The 19,701-nt window shown below is 37.9% G+C and carries 12 protein-coding genes and 1 pseudogene; 8 read left to right on the plus strand and 5 right to left on the minus strand.

Going from position 1 to position 19,701, the window contains the following annotated elements; translation table 11 throughout:
* The first annotated feature begins 21 nt into the window (after nt 1–21).
* Nucleotides 22–2,085 (plus strand): beta-L-arabinofuranosidase domain-containing protein, encoded by a 2,064-nt coding sequence (locus KTR07_RS19580; protein ID WP_048697951.1) that lies wholly within the window; start codon nt 22–24, stop codon nt 2,083–2,085.
* Between the two features lie 214 nt (nt 2,086–2,299).
* Complete coding sequence (locus tag KTR07_RS19585; protein ID WP_022472140.1) at nt 2,300–3,433, plus strand: aldose epimerase family protein; 1,134 nt, start codon at nt 2,300–2,302, stop codon at nt 3,431–3,433.
* Between the two features lie 614 nt (nt 3,434–4,047).
* Here the strand turns inward: KTR07_RS19585 and KTR07_RS28505 are convergent.
* From KTR07_RS28505 to KTR07_RS19600, 3 genes are all read right to left on the minus strand, one after another.
* Entirely contained in the window at nt 4,048–5,001 is a 954-nt protein-coding gene (locus KTR07_RS28505; protein ID WP_229032989.1) for an O-antigen ligase family protein, read from the minus strand.
* Between the two features lie 680 nt (nt 5,002–5,681).
* Complete coding sequence (locus KTR07_RS19595; RefSeq protein WP_008767164.1) at nt 5,682–6,362, minus strand: hypothetical protein; 681 nt, start codon at nt 6,360–6,362, stop codon at nt 5,682–5,684.
* A 107-nt stretch (nt 6,363–6,469) separates the two neighbouring features.
* Nucleotides 6,470–7,174: a hypothetical protein gene (locus KTR07_RS19600; protein ID WP_048697953.1), complete on the minus strand. Its 705-nt coding sequence runs from the start codon at nt 7,172–7,174 to the stop codon at nt 6,470–6,472.
* 403 nt (nt 7,175–7,577) lie between these two features.
* Here KTR07_RS19600 and KTR07_RS19605 point away from each other — a divergent pair, with 403 nt between their 5' ends.
* Complete coding sequence (locus KTR07_RS19605) at nt 7,578–8,567, plus strand: DUF2059 domain-containing protein (RefSeq protein ID WP_080973979.1); 990 nt, start codon at nt 7,578–7,580, stop codon at nt 8,565–8,567.
* A 615-nt stretch (nt 8,568–9,182) separates the two neighbouring features.
* Nucleotides 9,183–9,995, plus strand: a complete 813-nt coding sequence (locus tag KTR07_RS19610) for a hypothetical protein (protein WP_118337157.1) — start codon at nt 9,183–9,185, stop codon at nt 9,993–9,995.
* 287 nt (nt 9,996–10,282) lie between these two features.
* On the opposite strand, the gene KTR07_RS19615 is transcribed toward KTR07_RS19610, so the two are convergent.
* Entirely contained in the window at nt 10,283–10,987 is a 705-nt protein-coding gene (locus KTR07_RS19615) for a hypothetical protein (protein ID WP_118337156.1), read from the minus strand.
* Nucleotides 10,988–11,663: 676 nt separating this feature from the next.
* On the opposite strand from KTR07_RS19615, the gene KTR07_RS19620 reads away from it, so the two are divergent.
* From KTR07_RS19620 to KTR07_RS19635, 4 genes are all read left to right on the plus strand, one after another.
* A complete protein-coding gene (locus tag KTR07_RS19620) occupies nt 11,664–13,685 on the plus strand; it encodes a transglutaminase domain-containing protein (RefSeq protein ID WP_048698944.1) in 2,022 nt (673 codons plus the stop codon).
* Between the two features lie 131 nt (nt 13,686–13,816).
* Nucleotides 13,817–14,539, plus strand: a complete 723-nt coding sequence (locus tag KTR07_RS19625; RefSeq protein ID WP_008767153.1) for a hypothetical protein — start codon at nt 13,817–13,819, stop codon at nt 14,537–14,539.
* A 353-nt stretch (nt 14,540–14,892) separates the two neighbouring features.
* Nucleotides 14,893–16,482 carry an O-antigen ligase family protein gene (locus tag KTR07_RS19630; protein ID WP_048698923.1) on the plus strand — a complete coding sequence of 530 codons (1,590 nt, stop codon included), beginning with the start codon at nt 14,893–14,895 and terminating at the stop codon, nt 16,480–16,482.
* Nucleotides 16,483–16,581: 99 nt separating this feature from the next.
* Nucleotides 16,582–19,479 (plus strand): glutaminase family protein, encoded by a 2,898-nt coding sequence (locus KTR07_RS19635; protein ID WP_217315481.1) that lies wholly within the window; start codon nt 16,582–16,584, stop codon nt 19,477–19,479.
* Between the two features lie 98 nt (nt 19,480–19,577).
* On the opposite strand, the pseudogene KTR07_RS19640 reads toward KTR07_RS19635, so the two are convergent.
* Nucleotides 19,578–19,701: pseudogene (locus KTR07_RS19640) on the minus strand (IS4 family transposase); the annotation flags it as partial.

Raw genomic sequence — 19,701 nt, forward strand, 5'->3', positions numbered from 1 at the left:
ATCTCCAAAAAAATATTCAAAATGAAACAGAAACGATCTTTTAAAATAGGTGTTGCGGGTACGCTGCTGACTGTCGGGTTACTGACAGCAGCTTTTACTACACGCACTGCCAGTGAGTCTGTAAGGGTGATGGACCGCCCCGACACAGAATCGACGAATGTGAATTATGTGAGCTATCGGGCCCCGCTCCGTCCGTTGAACTTTATTAAGCTGCCTGTCGGCAGCATCCAGCCGGAAGGCTGGGTAAAGAAGTACCTCGAACTGCAACGTGACGGGCTGACCGGACATCTGGGAGAAATCAGTGCCTGGCTGGAGAAAGATAATAACGCCTGGCTGACAACCGGTGGTGATCATGGCTGGGAAGAAGTACCTTACTGGCTGAAAGGTTATGGCAACCTTGCCTATATCCTGAATGACCCGAAGATGATTGCAGAAACAAAAACATGGATTGAAGGTGTATTTGCCAGTTGCCAGCCCGATGGATACTTCGGTCCTGTCAACGAACGGAACGGCAAGCGTGAATTGTGGGCACAGATGATTATGCTCTGGTGTCTGCAATCTTATTATGAATATTCTCAGGACCAACGGGTTATTGACCTGATGACGAACTACTTCAAATGGCAGATGACTGTTCCCGACGATAAACTTCTGGAAGACTATTGGGAAAACAGCCGTGGCGGTGACAACATCATCAGTATCTATTGGCTTTATAACCATACCGGAGATGCCTTCCTGCTGGACCTTGCCAAGAAGATTCACCGCAATACAGCCGACTGGACAAAATCAACCTCCCTGCCCAACTGGCACAATGTGAACATCGCCCAGTGTTTCCGCGAACCTGCCACTTATTATATGCAGACCGGAGATTCCGCCATGCTCAAAGCCTCTTATAATGTACATCATTTGATCCGTCGCACTTTTGGCCAGGTTCCGGGCGGTATGTTCAGTGCCGACGAGAATGCCCGTCTGGGATATATCGATCCTCGTCAGGGAGTGGAAACCTGCGGACTGGTGGAACAGATGGCTTCCGATGAGATCATGCTCTGTATGACAGGTGATCCGATGTGGGCTGAGCATTGCGAAGAAGTAGCTTTCAACTCTTATCCTGCCGCTGTGATGCCGGACTTCAAGGCTTTGCGCTACATCACTTGTCCGAATCATACTGTCAGTGACTCAAAGAACCATCATCCGGGTATTGACAACCGTGGTCCGTTCCTTTCCATGAATCCATTCAGCAGCCGTTGCTGTCAGCATAACCATGCACAAGGCTGGCCTTATTTTTCGGAACATCTGATATTGGCAACTCCCGACAACGGTATTGCTGCTGCCATCTATGCTGCTTGCAAAGCAAAGATCAAAGTGGGTAATGGAAAAGAAATCGTCCTTCACGAAGAGACTAACTATCCTTTTGAAGAAGGCATCAAATTCACCGTTTCTACCGATGAAAAGGTCGATTTCCCGTTCTACCTCCGCATTCCTTCATGGACTGAAGGAGCCGAAGTGCGTGTCAACGGAAAGAAGATCAGTGTGAAACCTGTATCCGGTAAATACCTTTGTATCGAACGCGAATGGGCGGATGGTGATAAAGTAGAAATGACTCTTCCGATGTCTTTGTCCATGCGTACGTGGCAAGTCAATAAGAACAGTGTAAGTGTGGATTATGGTCCGTTGACTTTATCTCTGAAGATTGACGAGAAATATATAGAAAAAGACAGTCGTGAAACGGCTATCGGTGACTCCAAATGGCAGAAAGGTGCTGACCCGAAGAAGTGGCCTACTACTGAAATCTATGCTAACAGTCCCTGGAACTATTCGTTGGTATTGGATAAGAAAGAGCCTTTGAAGAACTTCAAAGTCGTTCGTAAGTCCTGGCCTGCTGATAACTTCCCGTTCACGGTGGCCAATGTGCCTTTGGAAGTGAAAGCTACCGGCCGGATTATCCCCGAATGGCAGATTGACGAAACTGGACTTTGCGGTGTATTGCCCGAAGAAGATGCGGTGAAAGGCGCTAAAGAAGAGATTACATTGATTCCGATGGGAGCGGCCCGGTTGAGAATATCGGCTTTCCCGAATACAAAGGAGTAACTGGTGATGGAATCAGTTTACTTGAATTTGTTATAAGATAAATCATTTTGATTTAGAAAGATATAAGTGTTTATGATTGCATCATTGGCGAAATGACTGATTTGTGCTATTATTTGGAAAGAATGTTGCCTCCAAACTATCAGAATTTCGCCAATTTTGCAATCTAAATAAAAGATGTTCGTTGAACTAATTTATAATAATACTTATATCAACCATGAAGAATTTAGCATTATGGGCTGTTTCTGCCCTTTTTGTAGCTGCTTGTACCCCGAAAGCCGAGCAACCAACCGACTCCGGCCTGTTAAGAACTAACTTCCAGACTGAAGTAGGTGGTAAGAAAACCGATCTGTACACCCTTCGTAACAAGAACAACATGGAAGTTTGTGTGACGAATTTCGGTGGACGCATTGTTTCTGTGATGGTCCCCGATAAAGACGGTAAGATGCAGGATGTAGTTTTAGGTTTCGATTCTATTCAGGATTATATCAGCAAACCTTCTGATTTTGGTGCCAGCATCGGTCGTTACGCAAACCGTATCAATCAAGGTCGATTCACATTGGACAGCATTGAATATCAGTTGCCTCAGAATAATTACGGTCATTGCCTGCATGGCGGTCCCAATGGATTCCAGTATCGTGTGTTTGATGCTGTGCAACTGAATCCGCAAGAAGTGGAACTGACTTATGTCGCTGCGGATGGCGAAGAAGGTTTCCCGGGTAACATTACCTGTAAAGTCCTGATGAAACTGACAGACGATAATGCAATTGATATCCGCTATGAAGCAGAAACGGATAAGCCGACCATCGTAAATATGACCAATCACTCTTATTTTAATCTCGATGGTGATGCAGCAAGCAATGCAGACCACTTGTTGATGGTGGATGCCGATTATTATACTCCGGTAGACAGCACATTCATGACAACTGGCGAGATTGTTCCGGTAGAAGGTACTCCGATGGATTTCCGCACTCCGACTCCGGTAGGGGCACGCATTAACGACTACGATTTTGTACAATTGAAGAATGGAAATGGTTATGACCATAACTGGGTATTGAATGCCAAAGGGGATATTTCCCGTAAATGTGCTTCACTCGAATCTCCCAAAACGGGTATCGTACTGGATGTATATACCAACGAACCGGGTGTTCAGGTATATGCCGGCAACTTTCTGGATGGTTCTCTGACAGGAAAGAAAGGTATCACATATAATCAGCGTGCTTCCGTATGTCTTGAAACTCAGAAGTATCCGGATACTCCGAACAAACCGGAATGGCCTTCGGCTGTGCTTCGCCCGGGAGAAAAATACATGAGTCAGTGTATCTTTAAATTTTCTGTAGATAAGGAATAATCTGCTCGCTCCCAAGAAATAAAAAAAAGATTTTAGTCTCACGGTCTCACTGTCTTTCTGTAAAGATCAGATAACTAGATGAATAATGAATGAGAGATACCTTCGGAGCAGGGTGTCTCTCATCGTTTTATCCCATAATATGCTCCCAAACAGTGTATCTCTCATCCTTTTTTAAGTTGTCTCTCATCATTCTTTCTGCTACAGACTACAGCTGTATTGATTTTACTCTGCCTATCATTTGTATGTTGTGACACTTATGTCCTTAGCATATCTCCCTTACATTCTTATATTATCTTACCGACATCTTCATCGTTCCACCCGGGTGAACTGATCATTGCACCCAGGTAAACTGATCGTGTCACAGACGTAGACAGTTCGTTCTACCCGGGTGGAACGATGAAGATGTCCCTACGAAAATCTGATAACAATAAGTGAAAATTAAGCGATTATAGGGTTGCTTGGACGAAGAGAAACGGTAAATCAGACAATAATTGCCGCAGTTTATAATTATGTCCGTTATTTGTTTGCCTTTAAAGTTTTGGCAATCTCTTCGACCATAAAAGGCGTATTCTTATTTATGTTTTCGCCTTCCAAATGCACTGTTGTGTATGCTTTTAGTACAAACATGTTTTTCTCGATAAATGATGTTTCATCTCAGCCTTAATTTTTTGAATGATTGTAGAATTCTTTTTTATAGGTTTTTCTATGATTAATTGAGCCAGCCTATTTGCCTTTTCTGCCTTTCCCTGTTTCATGTAGACATAATGTAACCTATAAAGAGGTATAAACCTTACAGGACACATTAAGGTAGCTTTCTCTAAATGATGTTTGGCTGCATCATATTGTTTTAGGCCAATATATGCCTCTGCTTGTACTAATTCTAAATTGTAATCTGACCAATAATTACAGCAAATAGCCGTTATTGCTAAGCATTCTTTATATTTTTCGGCAACACAAAGTTCGGCAGAGTAATTATATAAGAAATAAGGATTTCTTCTAAAAGTATGTAGTAAATTATGGTATCGTGGTAACATGTCATTGGTTCGTCCACAGAGCGACATATGCGCTACTTTTCCCCATTCCAGTTCTGCTTTAATTCTGCTCACCACTTCAATAAGCAAAAATAAACTTCCTATTAATAAGAAAAAAGCAATTCCTCTTTTTATAATTGTTGTTTTTTGAAACAAGGTATTTTCATAGGCTTTTCCTATTAAAGTACTAACACTTAATGCACTAATAATCCAAATGAAGGGATAAGTGAATGGATAAGAGAAAAAAGAAAAAACTGCAATGGAAAGTAAAGAGAGCAGAGACACATATCCTGCTTTGGTTGGGTGCTTCCTGTGACAAAGAATCAAGAAAATACCAGCAGCTATCAAAAGTACCCAAGTTAGAATACCAAACTGGACTCCGACAGAAAGGTATTCATTAAAAGGACTCTTAATATTGTCTGCTAAAATTGCAAATTGACTATCCGGATGTTCCTTGAAATATTGGGCTTGATAATCCATATAGTGTGCGCTGAATCCTCCGACTCCATATCCTGTAAAAGGCTCATGTTTTATCATTTCCCATGTGCAACGCCATATTAATAATCTACCATCTGCCGAATCTTTTTTAGATGATAGACTGTTACAGAAATGACAAATATGCTAATCAGCAGAAAGGATAGACAGAGTAAGAAGCTACCGATATGTTTTTTATAGTGGAACTTAATCTTGTTTTGGTGAATAAAGTAAATTGCTAATACGGTAAATATACTAATTGACCCGGCGCGAGATTCTGATAGCAATACTCCTAAGACAATAACAAACAATGCACACCAACTGGCCCATTGAACCTTTTTGTTTGAATATTGTAAAAAATAGAAGGTAAATGGTAACCCTGCGCATAAACTTCCTGCAAAACCGGCAGGATTATCAAAGCTACCGACAACATTGTAGGTGATGGAATGTGAAGACAGTATATTGAAAAATTGTAATATACCGTATCCGGCTTGAAGAAAACAAGATATAATAACCGTGTAGTAACAACATTTTGCATTGCAAACAAACCTTTTTCCCAGGAAAAGATAAAATGAAAAAAGACATCCAATTACTCCTAATCCTGCGAACATAAACATCCATTTAGGGAAAATTTGGGAATCTGTAAATGTGTTTGCATTTACGAATAAGACTCCCAAACTCAACAGAAAATATAGAATAGAAGAAACTGGAATGCTTTTCATTTATTTATATTAGTTGCTGTTTCAAGGCTCTAAGACGAAATATTTGGTGAAATCTTCACTGTGAGTTGCACCTTTTTCGTCTTTGAAGAAAAGATTTCCGTAGCAGGTTCCTTGCAGCTTTCCTTCGACTTCGTTATATTTTACAATTGGCAGGTCGTTGCATGTAATCTCTATTCCGGAGTAACTAATACACTCTAATTCATTTTTTATCGGATATACTTTTTTATTCATTTTGTCATATCCATAAATCACAGTTAGTTTATAATGCGCATCATAGCCGTCCCTGCTGGAATAAATAATACCGCTTTTTTTCCTGCATTCTAAGATTTCGGTGCTCCAATTTGTCAAGGAGTCAATTTTAAATTCATCAGCTACACAAAATAAAGAGCCTTTTTCGATATTGTATGAACCATTTTGGATTCTTGACACAGTGTTTTGCAAGAGGTGAAGTATTTCTTTTTTTCTTTCTTGAGAGATATCTTTTTTGAGAAAAGAGTAGTCAATTTGAAAAACAGAACTCATGACTTCCCATAATTTATATTCCTCATGACTAACTTTTTCTTTGACCCACTGTGGTACTTCGTCCAATTTGGAGTATTCCTGAGCATTGCATTTAAATGGCAGATTACAAATCCCTGCAAAAAATAGGACGAATAATAATTTATAGATGGACGTATGATTGGTACTTAGAATGTTGTTCATGGTGACTATTATTTTTAATTGTTCTATAACTTTTTTCAAGATCTGAATAGAAAATCACAAAAGAGTACTAACTGTACCAAGATTAATCTTGTGTATATTCAAATTGATCATGGGATCATGAATCCTGTCTTTTGTACAGTTACCTCAACCTTTCTGGATCCATCTTTGAATGATAAAGTTCCGCTACACGATGCGGCTATTAATTTCTTATCCTTATCGTAAGAAACACTGGAAGCACCAGAAAAACTCGGGTCATTTCCTAAATATGGTGATCCCGTATAAACACTCGATGACGTAATTGTAACATCATCATCGGATTTTTTGTAAGTAACAGCAGCTTTTATATAGGGACCTAAGCTATGTGTATACAATGTACATCCATTTGTCTTATATTCAGCCCCTCCTTCTGGTGATCTTGTTGCTATTCTGCCAAAATATTGTGAGTCTGATAGGGTGGTGCCATCTTCATCTGCTATATTTAGGAATCCTTCATATTTATTAATCTGCTCTTTTTCTATTCTTTCACAGATGTTGTTGATGCAATCATAGATTTCTTTTTTCCTTTTTTCTGAAATATCCTTTTTTAAAAAGGAATAATTTATTTCATACCTTGAACTCATGGTTCTCCATAGTTCGTATTCTTTAGGTGTCACTTTTTCACTAACCCAATCAGGAATAGTATTGAGAGGAGCGTACTCTGGATTTTCTTCAAATGATTGCATCGGTTCATTTACAACCCAGTCTTCATTTTGTTCGCATGCCATTAGTGATATAAAAATACATAATGACATTAAATGTCTTAATCGATTCATAAGTGATATTTATTTAAAATTAAATGGATGTTATGTTCTTTTTTAGGACTTCATACTCTTTTTGCAAAGGTACGAATCTTTTAAGTGTGAAAAAAGGGAATGTTACACTTGATTTTGTGGTTTATGATTGATATTCAAACTATTATCATTGCAAAAAAAAGGTATTATCCATTGAATTGTAACAATCGTCCTATTGTTTTAATCTAAAAAAGTCTGATTTCAATACAGACACCCTATTTATTACTTGGGGAATGCAATAAAGAAATTCCGGTAAATCAGACAATAATTGCCGCAGTTTATAATTATGTCCGTTATTTGTTTGTATTCTAATAATAATTAGAGTATATTTGTAAGAATGTATAACACAATGAAGTTAACTTGACTTCATCAACAAAACTATTATATGATGAAAAAAATCCTTTTCTTAATGGTGATCTGCGTAGCCACATCGCTTACTTCTATTTTACCGGCTTCGGCTCAGAATTCAGACCAGACCGACGAGTACAAAACTTTACTAAAAAAGATCATGACGCTTTCCGGCAGTTCGGCATCCTCTGAAGCTATAATGTCTCAATTGATGGCGAGTATGAAAAATGGGCCTTTCCAACAAGATGAGGCTTATTGGAAAGATTTTGCTTCAAAATGGACACGGAAGATTGAAGATAAAGTCATGGAAGTATATGCTCCTATTTACCAGCAACACATGACATTGGATGAACTGAAAAAAGTGGTTGCTTTTTATGAATCTCCTGCGGGAAGAAAACTTGGGGAGACTGCAACTGCCGTTGCAACTGAATCAATGCCGATGATACAACAGCTGTCAATGGAAATGGTGCAGGAAATGATGCCGAAGCTTCAGAAATCAAGAGAGTTGGTAAGGGATGACGCTGCCGAACAGGCCAAGACACGCGATCAAAAGTTATTTGATGCGGCTTATACAGCTCCTAAAGATAGCATAGAGATCGTTGCCGATAGAACCTATGAGCATGGCATGGGTACAAAGCCTTTATTGCATTCTATTGAAAGAAGGAAAGATGATACTAAAGTTACGTTCCTGCAACCCATCTATTTCGACTGGCAATGGATGTACTATAGCCCGGGATTTAAAATAGTAGATAAGAAAACCGGTGATGAATACATGGTGAGAGGATACGATGGTGGCGCACCTATGGATAAGTTGATGATTATTAAAGGTTGTGATCGTAAATACATATATGTCAGCCTGTTGTTCCCCAAATTGAAAAAGAACGTGAAGGAAATTGATATAATAGAGGCGCTGGCTGATAAAGAGGAATTACCTTCCAATGACGACGGTAAAGCTAAGTCTTATTTTGATGTAAAAGTGGACGATTATTTGGTACTTTCCAGAGAAAACAAGAAAGTCTATTATTGATTGGACAGATTTATCTATCATTGAAAATGAATATAACTATAAAAAACACAATGGTTTGGATCATAACCATTGTGTTGATGTCTATTGATATATGTATAGTATTCATGGACCCTTTGGAACGGCAATATGATTTGACGCAAGTCGTAATAGCTTGGTATCTTGTAACGTTGCTGCTTGACTTCTTTTTTCGTCATAATAAAATTTATGGGGTGATAAGGAACATTATAGCCACAGTGCTTCTCTGTGTATTCTATTTTGTATTTCCTTAAATGTATAATAATATGAGATATGCAGTTGTTTTGATAATCAATATTATATTGGTGTTGGCAGGCTTCTTTTTACTTTTTGGTGATCCTTTGAATAAACAGCTTCCAACGAAAATGATAGCTATTTGGTTCATTGTTTTAGTGATATTAGATTATCCTCTCCGTCATAATAAAATATACAAAGAGATAAGAATATTGGTATACATTATTTTTCTTGCTCTTCTATATTGGTTGTTTCCGACATAGGTAAATCATTGTTTTATTCATATTCATGCTCAAATAAAATAGCCTGTTAATGGATTTGTATAATGGGAATGTTTTATCTTTGCAGTGTTTAAAATAAGATACGATGAATAAAAGAGTAACAATACAATTCGCTGACTTTATAAAGAGTAGGTTGGCAGGTGGTTTGCTCTGTTGCCTTGTATTGTTGGCTGCTTATCTGTTTCAGATGTTTTTCCCAGGAATGTATGTTGATGCATTTTCGTCATCTTTTTATCTTTTTGCGTGGCTGATTCTCTTTGTGGGCGCACTCCTATGGACACTTCGTGAGAAAGGAACATCTGGATTACCCTCCGAGATAACTGATTGGCAATGCATTGCTGCCTTTTTGTTGATTGTTGCAAATCAGATTTATGTTGTTATGCCTAAGGAGGTTCACGTTGAATTGGCTCCTGTACTATCTGCTTATACTTTACCTGTGCTGGTCATTGTCGGTTTGGCAATAGCAGGGATAGTTAAGTTGTCTATCTCATTCTATCGTTCATTGGAAATTGAACGGCAAAAAACAATTCTTCAAGAGAAACGGCTTCAGGAACTGCTGTCTTCTCCTCCACCTGTGTTGGAAGGCGTCATATTTGTGCGCAGACTTTTAGAAAATCAATCTATATATCAATTAACTGCCAGTGAGAACCTTACATTAATAGAAGGATGCCGTGCGATTGATCCTGACTTTTTTGTTTGGTTAAAAGATAAGCAAATAAAAATTCCTCCACGTCATATTGTATATTGTGTACTTATTAGGATGAGGAAAACTAAGAAAGAGATTTTGTCTATTTTTGATATTAGCGATGGTGCTTGCCGTGCCATGAGGTCTCGTGTCCGTGCGAGCTTAAGTATAGAAGATGAGGACATGGAAACCTTTTTGCAGGAGTTACATTAGGTAATCTCTAGTATGTTTATTAGTCCTATAAAAGAATGGATTGCTGATATAAATCCTCCCATAATAGCATAGTAAAACCATACGCGTTTATTCGAATATTTGTTTTGAGGGAATGTGTCGATGGCTCCGATTATGAGCACAATCCATGCTAGAAGTTCAAAGAAAGTAATAAGGAAGTCTTGAAGAGAATAATTTATGTTGTAAATAAAACGATCTAAGTAGCACATCGCTATACTGATGCACCACATTAAGTTGTACAGAATTATATATCGAATTAATTTCACGCTTTATTTTTTTATACAATTCTCATATCCTCTGTCGGCAATCCTTTTGTTTCTGTCATATTTTGCAGCTGCCTGTGTTAAGCAACCAGATGGCATTGCACCATTTTGACAGTTAGCGACAGCATTGTCATAATCAGCTTTTGCCTGCCTATATGCTGCTTGTTTTTGTTCTTCACAGCTACTAGTACTTCCTCCTTCTTCGCGTGTTTTCAGGAGTTTTACTTTTGTAAGTTCGTTACTTTCTGCATATAGTATAAAGAGTTGTGTCCGTTCATCTGCGTTTAATCTTAAAAATCCTGTATGTTTACTCAGGTTTTCTTTAGCTTTTGCCAGTTGCTGTAGTTCATTTTCTAGATTGGCTTTCCTCATGAAGTCTTCCACGTAGTCATCATCATTCAGATTTTCCATAAGTTTGTCATATTCTTCTTCACTTAAAGTTGAAGTGTACTCATGGAACTTATCTGCTAAAAGCTCGGAGCTCATTTCGAATTCCCAAAATTCATCTGAACTGGCGATGGAATCAATAAGAGTGCTTCCATTATTTATCATTTTTGATGAAAGTGCACGTGTATTAGTTACCTCGTTTTTTTCTATTTCGTCAGAGTAATATCCGTCTGCGCTACAACTATAAATAAAAAAGGAAGCTACCAGTCCGCAGGCTAATGCCATTACATAATACAAAGTGTATTTTTTCTTTTTTGTGATCATATTCTGTTTTATTTAAATGTGTATGCAAAGTAACGAAAAATAGACTTATTTTAGGGATAATAATCATTCAATAAAAGGAAAATATTTGGTCTAGTGTCAATTTGGTCATGTTTGTGATGTTACAATTTAGTGTAAAATATGAAGGAGAATCGCTCCTAGAAAGCTCACAGGCGCTATATGATAGCTTATTGGTGTAACACATTCGTTGTTAAGGTTTAGTCCAGTCGTTATTATCCGAAATAAAAAATTAAGCTTAACTACTTACTGATAAGTACAAGACTTGATAATGAGAAGTACTTAAGTTGTCTGATTCTTGTACATCAGTTGAGTAAAAGATGTACAACGTTGGAGTAGACGATGTACTACGATTGAACTAAAGATGTACAGCGTTTGATCTATACTATTAGGATGTCAAATCTGAAAGGGCTGAATGTTGGTATCACTTTAAAGGATAATATTCATTCAAAAAAGGATAATATGTGGTCAGAGAAGGAAAGTTTGGGGTATTTCGGTTGTTACAATATTAGGGAAAATAAAAAAATATCCTCGCTGTAATCCTCCTGTGGCACATTCTACATGCTGTAGGAGTGTAACGCCCTCTTTTTCTATGGCAAAAGAACTTGTAAATTTGCAGAAAAATAACACGAAATCATTTATCTCTATTTTTCTGATAATTATGAAAATATTCACAAAGTTGGTATCTGTCTTTTTGCTCGTAGCAATTGGTAGTCTCTTTTTCTTTTCATGTGCTGAAAAAGAAAAATGCACTCCAATGGTTTCATTCCTTGAAACCGCTCTTCAGCAGGCAGGAGAGAACCGTGTGGAACTGGAAAAGGTCTTATCTCATTATAAAACTGATCCGGCGGATAGTTTGAAATATAAGGCCGCTTGTTTTTTGATAGAGAACATGCCTTATTACACCTATTATAAGGGCAAGCAGTTGGACCGATATCTTACTTACTATACTTTACTACAGGAAACACGTGGATTGGGGATTTCTCCCCAAGTAGTGGCTGACTCTGTTTGTCACATGTATGGGGCATTGTATTTAGATTCTTTGCAATCCTATAGAGATATTGAAACTGTTGATTCTGCTTATTTATGTAATAATATTGAATGGTCATTTAAGGTGTGGCAGGAACAACCATGGGGGAAACATGTTTCGTTTGCAGATTTTTGTGAATATCTTCTTCCTTATCGTATTGGTGACGAGACCTTGACTAGCTGGCGTGAATCTATTTATCAGAAGTATAATCCTTTGCTCGATTCTTTACGTGCATCCGGAGTACTTGATAAAGAAGACCCGATTGTGGCAGCCCGTTGTTTGCTCGATTCAATTCGTAAAGGAGGAGTGGTATTTACTACTGCCGTTCCTGCCAGCCTTCCTCATGTGGGACCGGAAGTTGCGCAACTGAAAGCAGGTAGTTGCCGGGAACTTTCAGACTTTGTCGTTTATGTTTGTCGTGCGTTGGGTATTCCGTGTTCAATTGATTTCATGCCGATTCGCGGTGATGAGAATGATAGCCATCAATGGGTAGCATTTTCAGATAAGTATGGCATACTTTATTATCATGAATTTCCTAACGGTGTGAGTGAAGTACGAAAAGACGCAATGTGTGGAATGCCCAAGATAAAGGTCTATCGCAATACCTTTAGTCTGAATCGTGCTATGCAGGAAGAAATGCTGAAATTGGATACTGCTATTGTTCCTCTTTTCAAAGATCCGCATATCGTAGATATTACTTTCCCTTATACCAAAGATTTCAAGAAAGAACTCCACATACCAAAGGACGCTCTATATAAAGGTAAGCCACGTTCAAGAATTGCTTATCTATGTGCCAGCAAACGGATGGATTGGGAGCCTGTTGCATGGACAGAGTTCGATGGTAAAAACATTGTCTTTACGGATATACAAAAAGGACCCGTCATGCGGGTTGCCACTTACGAGCGAGGACGACTTCGTTTTTGGACCGATCCTTTTGAAATAAATGTTTCCAATGAGTTTCATTTTTTCACTCCTTCGGATAGTGTACAGGATGTTACTTTGTTTGCAAAATATACTTTGCGGGCAGATGAGATGTTTTTGAATCGTATGATAGGCGGAACATTTGAAGGAAGCAATGATCCTGATTTTCGTGAAAAAGAAGTCTTGTACTTGATAAACGAGAAACCGAAAAGACTACAGACTGTTGTTCAATCGTATTCTTCAAAATCGTATCGCTATGTCAGATATATAGGTCCCAAAGATTCACACTGTAATATTGCGGAGGCGGCTTTTTATACTCCTAATGATACCGCTTCTTTAAAAGGTAAAGTTATAGGTACTCCCGGATGTTTTCAAAAAGATGGTTCGCATGAGTATACAAATGTATTTGATGGGGATGTCACAACTTCTTTTGATTATATCGAACCTTCCGGTGGTTGGTCAGGTCTTGATCTTGGAACTCCTAAGCAGATAGGAAGAATTGTTTATACGCCTCGGAGTTATGATAACTATATTCGTTCGGGTGATGATTATGAGTTATTCTATTGTGCAAGGAGGAATAATTGGAAATCTCTTGGAGACCAAAGGTCTAAAGCGGACTCGCTGATTTATATCAAAATTCCAGTGAATGCTTTACTTTTATTATGTAACAATACACGAGGAATACAGGAACGAATATTTGTGTATACAGCAGCTGAACAAATTTGGAAGTAAATTCAGATATGATTTTAATAAAAACTTGATTTATTTTGCTAATTGTCATTTATTAAGCTAGCGATATATGATTTAGTAAAGATGAACAAGTTTAATAAGTAAATAATTATTAATGATTAAATTTTAAAATTATGATTTCGAGAAAGAAAAGCCTTTTTTTAAGCGTATCAGTATTGATTCTATTTGTGGCGTTAGTTGCACAAAGTTGTAGTTCGGAGAATGACGATTTTGTTGCTAATCCCAACTCATCATTAGAAATGAGAGCTAACCTAGAATCAATGGATAATCGTGCAACAATTGTCAATTCTATAGCCGAATCTGATGAATTATTAGATTACGGAATGAACTGTATGTTACTTGCTGAGAAGTTAAAATCATATACTTCAACTTTGACTCCAGAAGAATTTGATGAACTTATGAATAACTTAAATAATGATGATTATATGATAGAACTTGTGAGTAAGGTTGACATTGAAAAAGAGGCTTTAATGGTAGAGAATGCACGACAGGAACTATTAGCTAATAAAAGTTTTAAGTTGTTAGATGAGTCCGAAAAAATGAATGTTTTTATTAGATTCTCTGATAATTCGCAGAATACTATGCAACATCTATTGCTAAAAAGTCCGGGTGAAAGTGCAGGAGGTGTTACTAAAGCGGAATGTAAGCGTAGATATGATGAAGACTACGCTTATGCTTCTGCTATTTATCTATCATCTATGCTCCTTTGTTCTTGTGCAACGGGGGGGCTTGGTGTATGTCTTTGTGCTATTGGTGCTTCTGCTGGCTATGACTATGCAACAACTCTTGCTGATCGTAGTTATTATGATTGTTTGTCAAATGCTATAGATCGCTAAATGAGGTATTATAATATCTTTATAGTTTTAGCTATACTATCTGTATTGCTCATGACAATTAATAGAAACTATAATTATTTGATAAATGACTGGTATATTTCAGGTGTTTATGTGTTAATGTGGGTCTTTCTTTTTCTTTATACAGTAAGTAAAGTTCCTAAAAAGAAAAAAGGCTTGAAAGAATATCTTCCTAGCATTTTAGCCTTTCTTGTGGTTCTATTAAATGTCTTGGATGTGCTTAGAAGACATGTTATGTGTTAAAATAAGTAGATGAAAACTTAGGAATAAATACTTAATGTTTTGTGGTTTATAATCAACTTTTTATTTATTCCTAAGTAATAATGAGTTTTTATATGTCAAAAGTGAGTATTACTCAAATCGGCTTTGCTCTTCTTTGCATTGGTAGTGTTTTTATGTATTCTACCCAGATAACCGATCCCTATATTGTTTCTAAATGGTTATATACGATCTTATTTGTTTTAATTATAACAATATATTGTTCAATTAGAATGTTATTAGGAAAATCTGTAAAATTTGATACACGATTGGCTGGGATGAGTATTGTTATTGTTTCTAGTTTACAAGCAATATATGGTCTGTCTCAATGTTTTAATATAACCACCTTTAATACTTTTTATAAGATAATGGGGAGTTTTGAAAATCCTACGGGATTTTCTGCTTGTCTTTGTGTCAGTTTACCCTTTTTTGTTGTATTCCAATTATTAAATGAAAATAAGCAAATACGGTATCTAGTATGTTTTTTAGGGATTATTGTTGTAATAGCAATTGTACTATCATATTCAAGAGCTGGAATTATTAGTGTTGCAATAGTAATTGCGATATTTTTGTTTCAAAAGCTTAAACAGAAAAGAATTTGGAAGTATCTATTATTATGTAGCAGTCTGATATTATTGTTGTTTGGTTGCTATTGGATGAAGAAAAACTCAGCCGATGGTAGACTGCTGATTTGGCAATGTGGTATAAATATGGTAAAAGATGCTCCTTGGATAGGTCATGGGTTGGGTAGTTTCGAAGCGCACTATTTGGATTATCAGGCAAATTTCTTTAAGCAATGCGGACAAAGCCGTTTTTCTATGTTGGCAGATAATGTGAAACAACCATTTAATGAATATCTTGGACTTCTTTTAAATTTTGGGATTATTGGTTTATTAGTATTGTTGTTATTGATGGTAATAATTATATATTGCTATAGGAAGAATCCAAGTGTAGAAAAGCAAATAGCCTTTTATTCTTTGTCTTCAATAGGAATATTCTCGTTCTTTTCTTATCCATTTGCATATCCTTTCGTTTGGGTTGTGACATTTTTAAGCATATTCATAATAACTAGTGAATATATCAAACCTTTATTTTCTAATATCCTAATAAAGAAAATAGCTTGTATGTTCATACTTACATATTCTCTTTTCGGGAGTAGTAAATTGTTCGAACGTATTCAAGCAGAATTAGACTGGGGAAAAGCTTCTACGCTAGCGTTATGTAAGTCATATAATGAAACTCTTCCAACCTATGAGAGATTAGAAAAGATGTTTGTGAGTAATCCCTATTTTCTCTATAATTATGCTGCTGTTCTTCAAGAAATGAAGCAATATACCGAAAGTCTAGAAGTGGCTTTAAAATGTCGTCAATATTGGGCAGATTATGATTTAGAGTTAATAATTGGGGAAAATTACCAGCAGCTTAACAAACCTGAACTGGCGGAAAAATATTATAATAGTGCATCTATGATGTGCCCTTCGCGCTTTCTACCTCTTTATAAACTATTCCATTTATACAAAACGAATGGTGAAAAAGAACGATCGCTTGCTATGGCTGAGGCCGTTATTAGCAAACCGATGAAAATTAAGACAACTACTATTAGGATGATGAAAAGAGAAATGGAAAGAGAAATACAAAAAATGAATATGTCTATAAAACTAGAATGAATATGGAATTAATACGGTTGTTGTCAATCACTTCGCTTGTGCATTTAGGAATCTACGGATTGTTTATTGTGTGATAATAGAAATAAATATAGTAACCGAATGAGAATTTATAAAACACTAATGAATAAAACATTCATTTATCTGCTAATAGCAGTATTGGCAGCTTGCAAAAGTACTCCTTACTCTGATGAAACTACTAAAAGTGACCTTCGTGCGCCTGCTTATCCGTTATTAACTTTGCATCCGCATGTGAAACTTTGGTCTATGACGGATGAACTGAACAAACAGAATATGACTTTTGGCGGCAGCACACAACTTCCTTTTGTTGGCTTCTTACGGGTAGACGGTGCTATGTACCGTTTTATGGGTAGTAAAGAACTGCCGATGCAAGCTATCGCTCCGATGGCGCTTGACCATGAAAAGTGGGAAGGAAAGTTCACTTCATTAGTTCCTGATGAAGGATGGGAGCAACCGGATTTTGATGACAAGTACTGGCAATTGTCAGAAGGGGCATTTGGCACGCCTGGCATGTGGGAAGCAAGAACACAATGGACTTCTTCTAATATTTGGGTACGAAGAGAGGTTGAAGTTGATCCGTATCTTCTGGAGCATAAAAAGATTTATTTGCGCTATTCTCATGACGATGTATTTCAATTGTACATCAATGGGAAGCAATTGGTGAATACCGGATATGACTGGGGAGCAAACTTTAAAGTGGAAGTCCCGGACTCAATTCTGCAAACAATGAAAAGTGGAAAAGCGTTGATTGCCGCTCATTGTGAGAATCGTGTGGGAGGAGGATTGGTAGACTTCGGACTCTTTGCCGAGGAACCGACTATGCCGGTGGAAAAGGTAGCCCCCATCTCTTATGAAAAAGAGTGGACGGGAAGATATACTATGGAGCAACCTCAGGAAAATTGGGAAGCCAAAGAGTTTGACGATACAACATGGACAGAAGGACAGGCGGCCTTCGGCACGGATGATCAACGAAATGTGCATACTCCCTGGTTCTCACCTAATATATGGGTGAGGCGCGAACTGACATTCGACCCGGCGTTGGTGAAAAACAAGCAACTGTATTTACGCTATTCCCATGATGATGTATTTCAATTGTATGTGAATGGAATGCAACTGGTCAGCACGGGATATGAGTGGAAAAGTGATCTCAGAGTAAATATCCCGGATTCTATTGCAGAAACTATGAAAGATGGGAAAGCCGTGATTGCCGCTCATTGTGAGAATCGTATGGGAGGTGCATTGGTTGACTTCGGACTATATGCAGAATTGAGGGAAGCTGAACAAACGTCTGTCGATGTGCAAGCAACCCAAACACATTATACCTTCGAATGTGGAGATGTAGAACTGAAACTTAGCTTTACCGCTCCTTATCTGTTGGACGATCTGGAGACACTTGCCCGTCCGGTCAATTATATCTCTTATCAGGCTAAAGCATTGGATGGCAAAGAACATGATGTTGCTGTTTATTTTGAAATAGACCCGCACAAGGCATTTCGTGCCGGACAATCTACACAAATATATGAAAAGGATGGACTGGCTCTGATGAAGACCGGACAGGAAAATCAGAAATTATGGGTGGATAAAGAGAAAGATGGACGGTCATGGGGATATTTCTATCTGGGAACAAAGGATGACGTGACCTGTGCACAGGGGGATGCAGCCGAAATGAGGGCATACTTTATGAAAGAGGGAGATCTGAAACAAATGAGAAAGTCTGCCGAGAAACGCTATGCTGCATTTGCACAGAAGCTGGATATGAACAGCGATTTCCCGCAACATCTCACTGCAGCCTTTGACGGACTGTATACAATGGCTTATTTCGGCGAGGACTTAAGACCTTATTGGAATAAAGACGGAAAATCAAGCATAGAAGATTTGTATGCAGATGCAGAGAAAGATTATAAAGAAGTGATGGCAAAATGTTATGCTTTTGACCGTCAATTGATGGCGGATGCTTACCTTGCCGGAGGAAAAGAATATGCTGAACTCTGTGCTTTGGCTTATCGTCAGTCTGTATCCGCTTTCCAGATGTCTGAAGATTCGGATGGAGAATTGCTTTATTTTACTCCGCAGGTAGGTCCGGTGGATGAATATTATCCGGCTTCACCACTATATCTTCGCTACAATCCCGATTTGGTAAAAGCGATGCTTAATCCGTTCTTTTATTATAGTGAAAGCGGGAAATGGGGAAAGCCATTTCCTCCGCATGATTTAGGAGGATATCCTATCGTAAACGGGCAGACGATAGGTGGTGATATGCCTGTAGAAGAAGCAGGAAACGGATTGATAATGACTGCTGCTATTGCTAAAATGGAAAAGAATGCTTCGTATGCAGAAAAGCATTGGAAGACATTGACTCAATGGGCTGAGTATTTATTGGAAAACGGCACGGATACCGGTGATCAGCTTACTACAGATAATTTTGCAGGAGACTGTCCTCATCATGCTAATTTATCCGCCAAAGGTATTCTGGGTATTGCAGCATATGCACGTCTGGCAGAAATGCTGAATAAGAAAGAAGAAGCGGAGAAGTATATGAATGCTGCCGGTGAGATGGCTAAAGAATGGGAAATGGCTGCTTATGCGGGTGACCATTACCGACTGGCTTTTGACCAACCGGATAGTTGGGGGATGAAGTATAATCTGGTGTGGGACAGGCTGCTTGGCTTGAATCTTTTCCCGAAGAGAGTTATTCAGAAAGAGACGGATTTCTATCTTACTAAGATGAATGAGTTTGGATGTCCGTTGGATAGCAGACATAGTTATACGAAAGTGGATTGGACAGTATGGACTGCTTCGTTGAGTGCTGACCGTATGCAATTCCGTAAGCTTATGTTGCCGCTTCATAAGTTTATGAATGAGACTACAGATCGCACACCAATGGCTGATTTGATAAATACGGATGGGAAAACTATAGTAGGATTTACGGGGCGTACTGTAGTAGGTGCCTATTTTATCAGGTTGTTGGAAAAGGAATAATTAGAATCTTAATGTCTTTTAGAAGGTATATTCGGAGCAATATGATATAGTTGATTTATTATTTTAAATCATTAGTGTCCCATTAAAATTGGGACGAATTAAAAATTAAACAACCTTGGCCCATTTGGTCCGAATCGTTCTTTGTCATTTTGAAATTTAGTTTTATTAAAGAGGTCTCTCAGATGAGTCTTATCAGTCAATGAGATGCTCAGTATTTGTAAC

Source organism: Bacteroides sp. MSK.20.82 (genome assembly GCF_019052485.1).
GTDB lineage: Bacteria > Bacteroidota > Bacteroidia > Bacteroidales > Bacteroidaceae > Bacteroides > Bacteroides thetaiotaomicron.

Bases quoted from the DNA above. Each gene is read 5' to 3' on its own strand.
- KTR07_RS19580 (WP_048697951.1), top strand. From the start codon at position 22: ATGAAACAGAAACGATCTTTTAAAATAGGTGTTGCGGGTACGCTGCTG.
- KTR07_RS19585 (WP_022472140.1), top strand. From the start codon at position 2,300: ATGAAGAATTTAGCATTATGGGCTGTTTCTGCCCTTTTTGTAGCTGCT.
- KTR07_RS28505 (WP_229032989.1), bottom strand. From the start codon at position 5,001: ATGATAAAACATGAGCCTTTTACAGGATATGGAGTCGGAGGATTCAGC.
- KTR07_RS19595 (WP_008767164.1), bottom strand. From the start codon at position 6,362: ATGAACAACATTCTAAGTACCAATCATACGTCCATCTATAAATTATTA.
- KTR07_RS19600 (WP_048697953.1), bottom strand. From the start codon at position 7,174: ATGAATCGATTAAGACATTTAATGTCATTATGTATTTTTATATCACTA.
- KTR07_RS19605 (WP_080973979.1), top strand. From the start codon at position 7,578: ATGATGAAAAAAATCCTTTTCTTAATGGTGATCTGCGTAGCCACATCG.
- KTR07_RS19610 (WP_118337157.1), top strand. From the start codon at position 9,183: ATGAATAAAAGAGTAACAATACAATTCGCTGACTTTATAAAGAGTAGG.
- KTR07_RS19615 (WP_118337156.1), bottom strand. From the start codon at position 10,987: ATGATCACAAAAAAGAAAAAATACACTTTGTATTATGTAATGGCATTA.
- KTR07_RS19620 (WP_048698944.1), top strand. From the start codon at position 11,664: ATGAAAATATTCACAAAGTTGGTATCTGTCTTTTTGCTCGTAGCAATT.
- KTR07_RS19625 (WP_008767153.1), top strand. From the start codon at position 13,817: ATGATTTCGAGAAAGAAAAGCCTTTTTTTAAGCGTATCAGTATTGATT.
- KTR07_RS19630 (WP_048698923.1), top strand. From the start codon at position 14,893: ATGTCAAAAGTGAGTATTACTCAAATCGGCTTTGCTCTTCTTTGCATT.
- KTR07_RS19635 (WP_217315481.1), top strand. From the start codon at position 16,582: ATGAGAATTTATAAAACACTAATGAATAAAACATTCATTTATCTGCTA.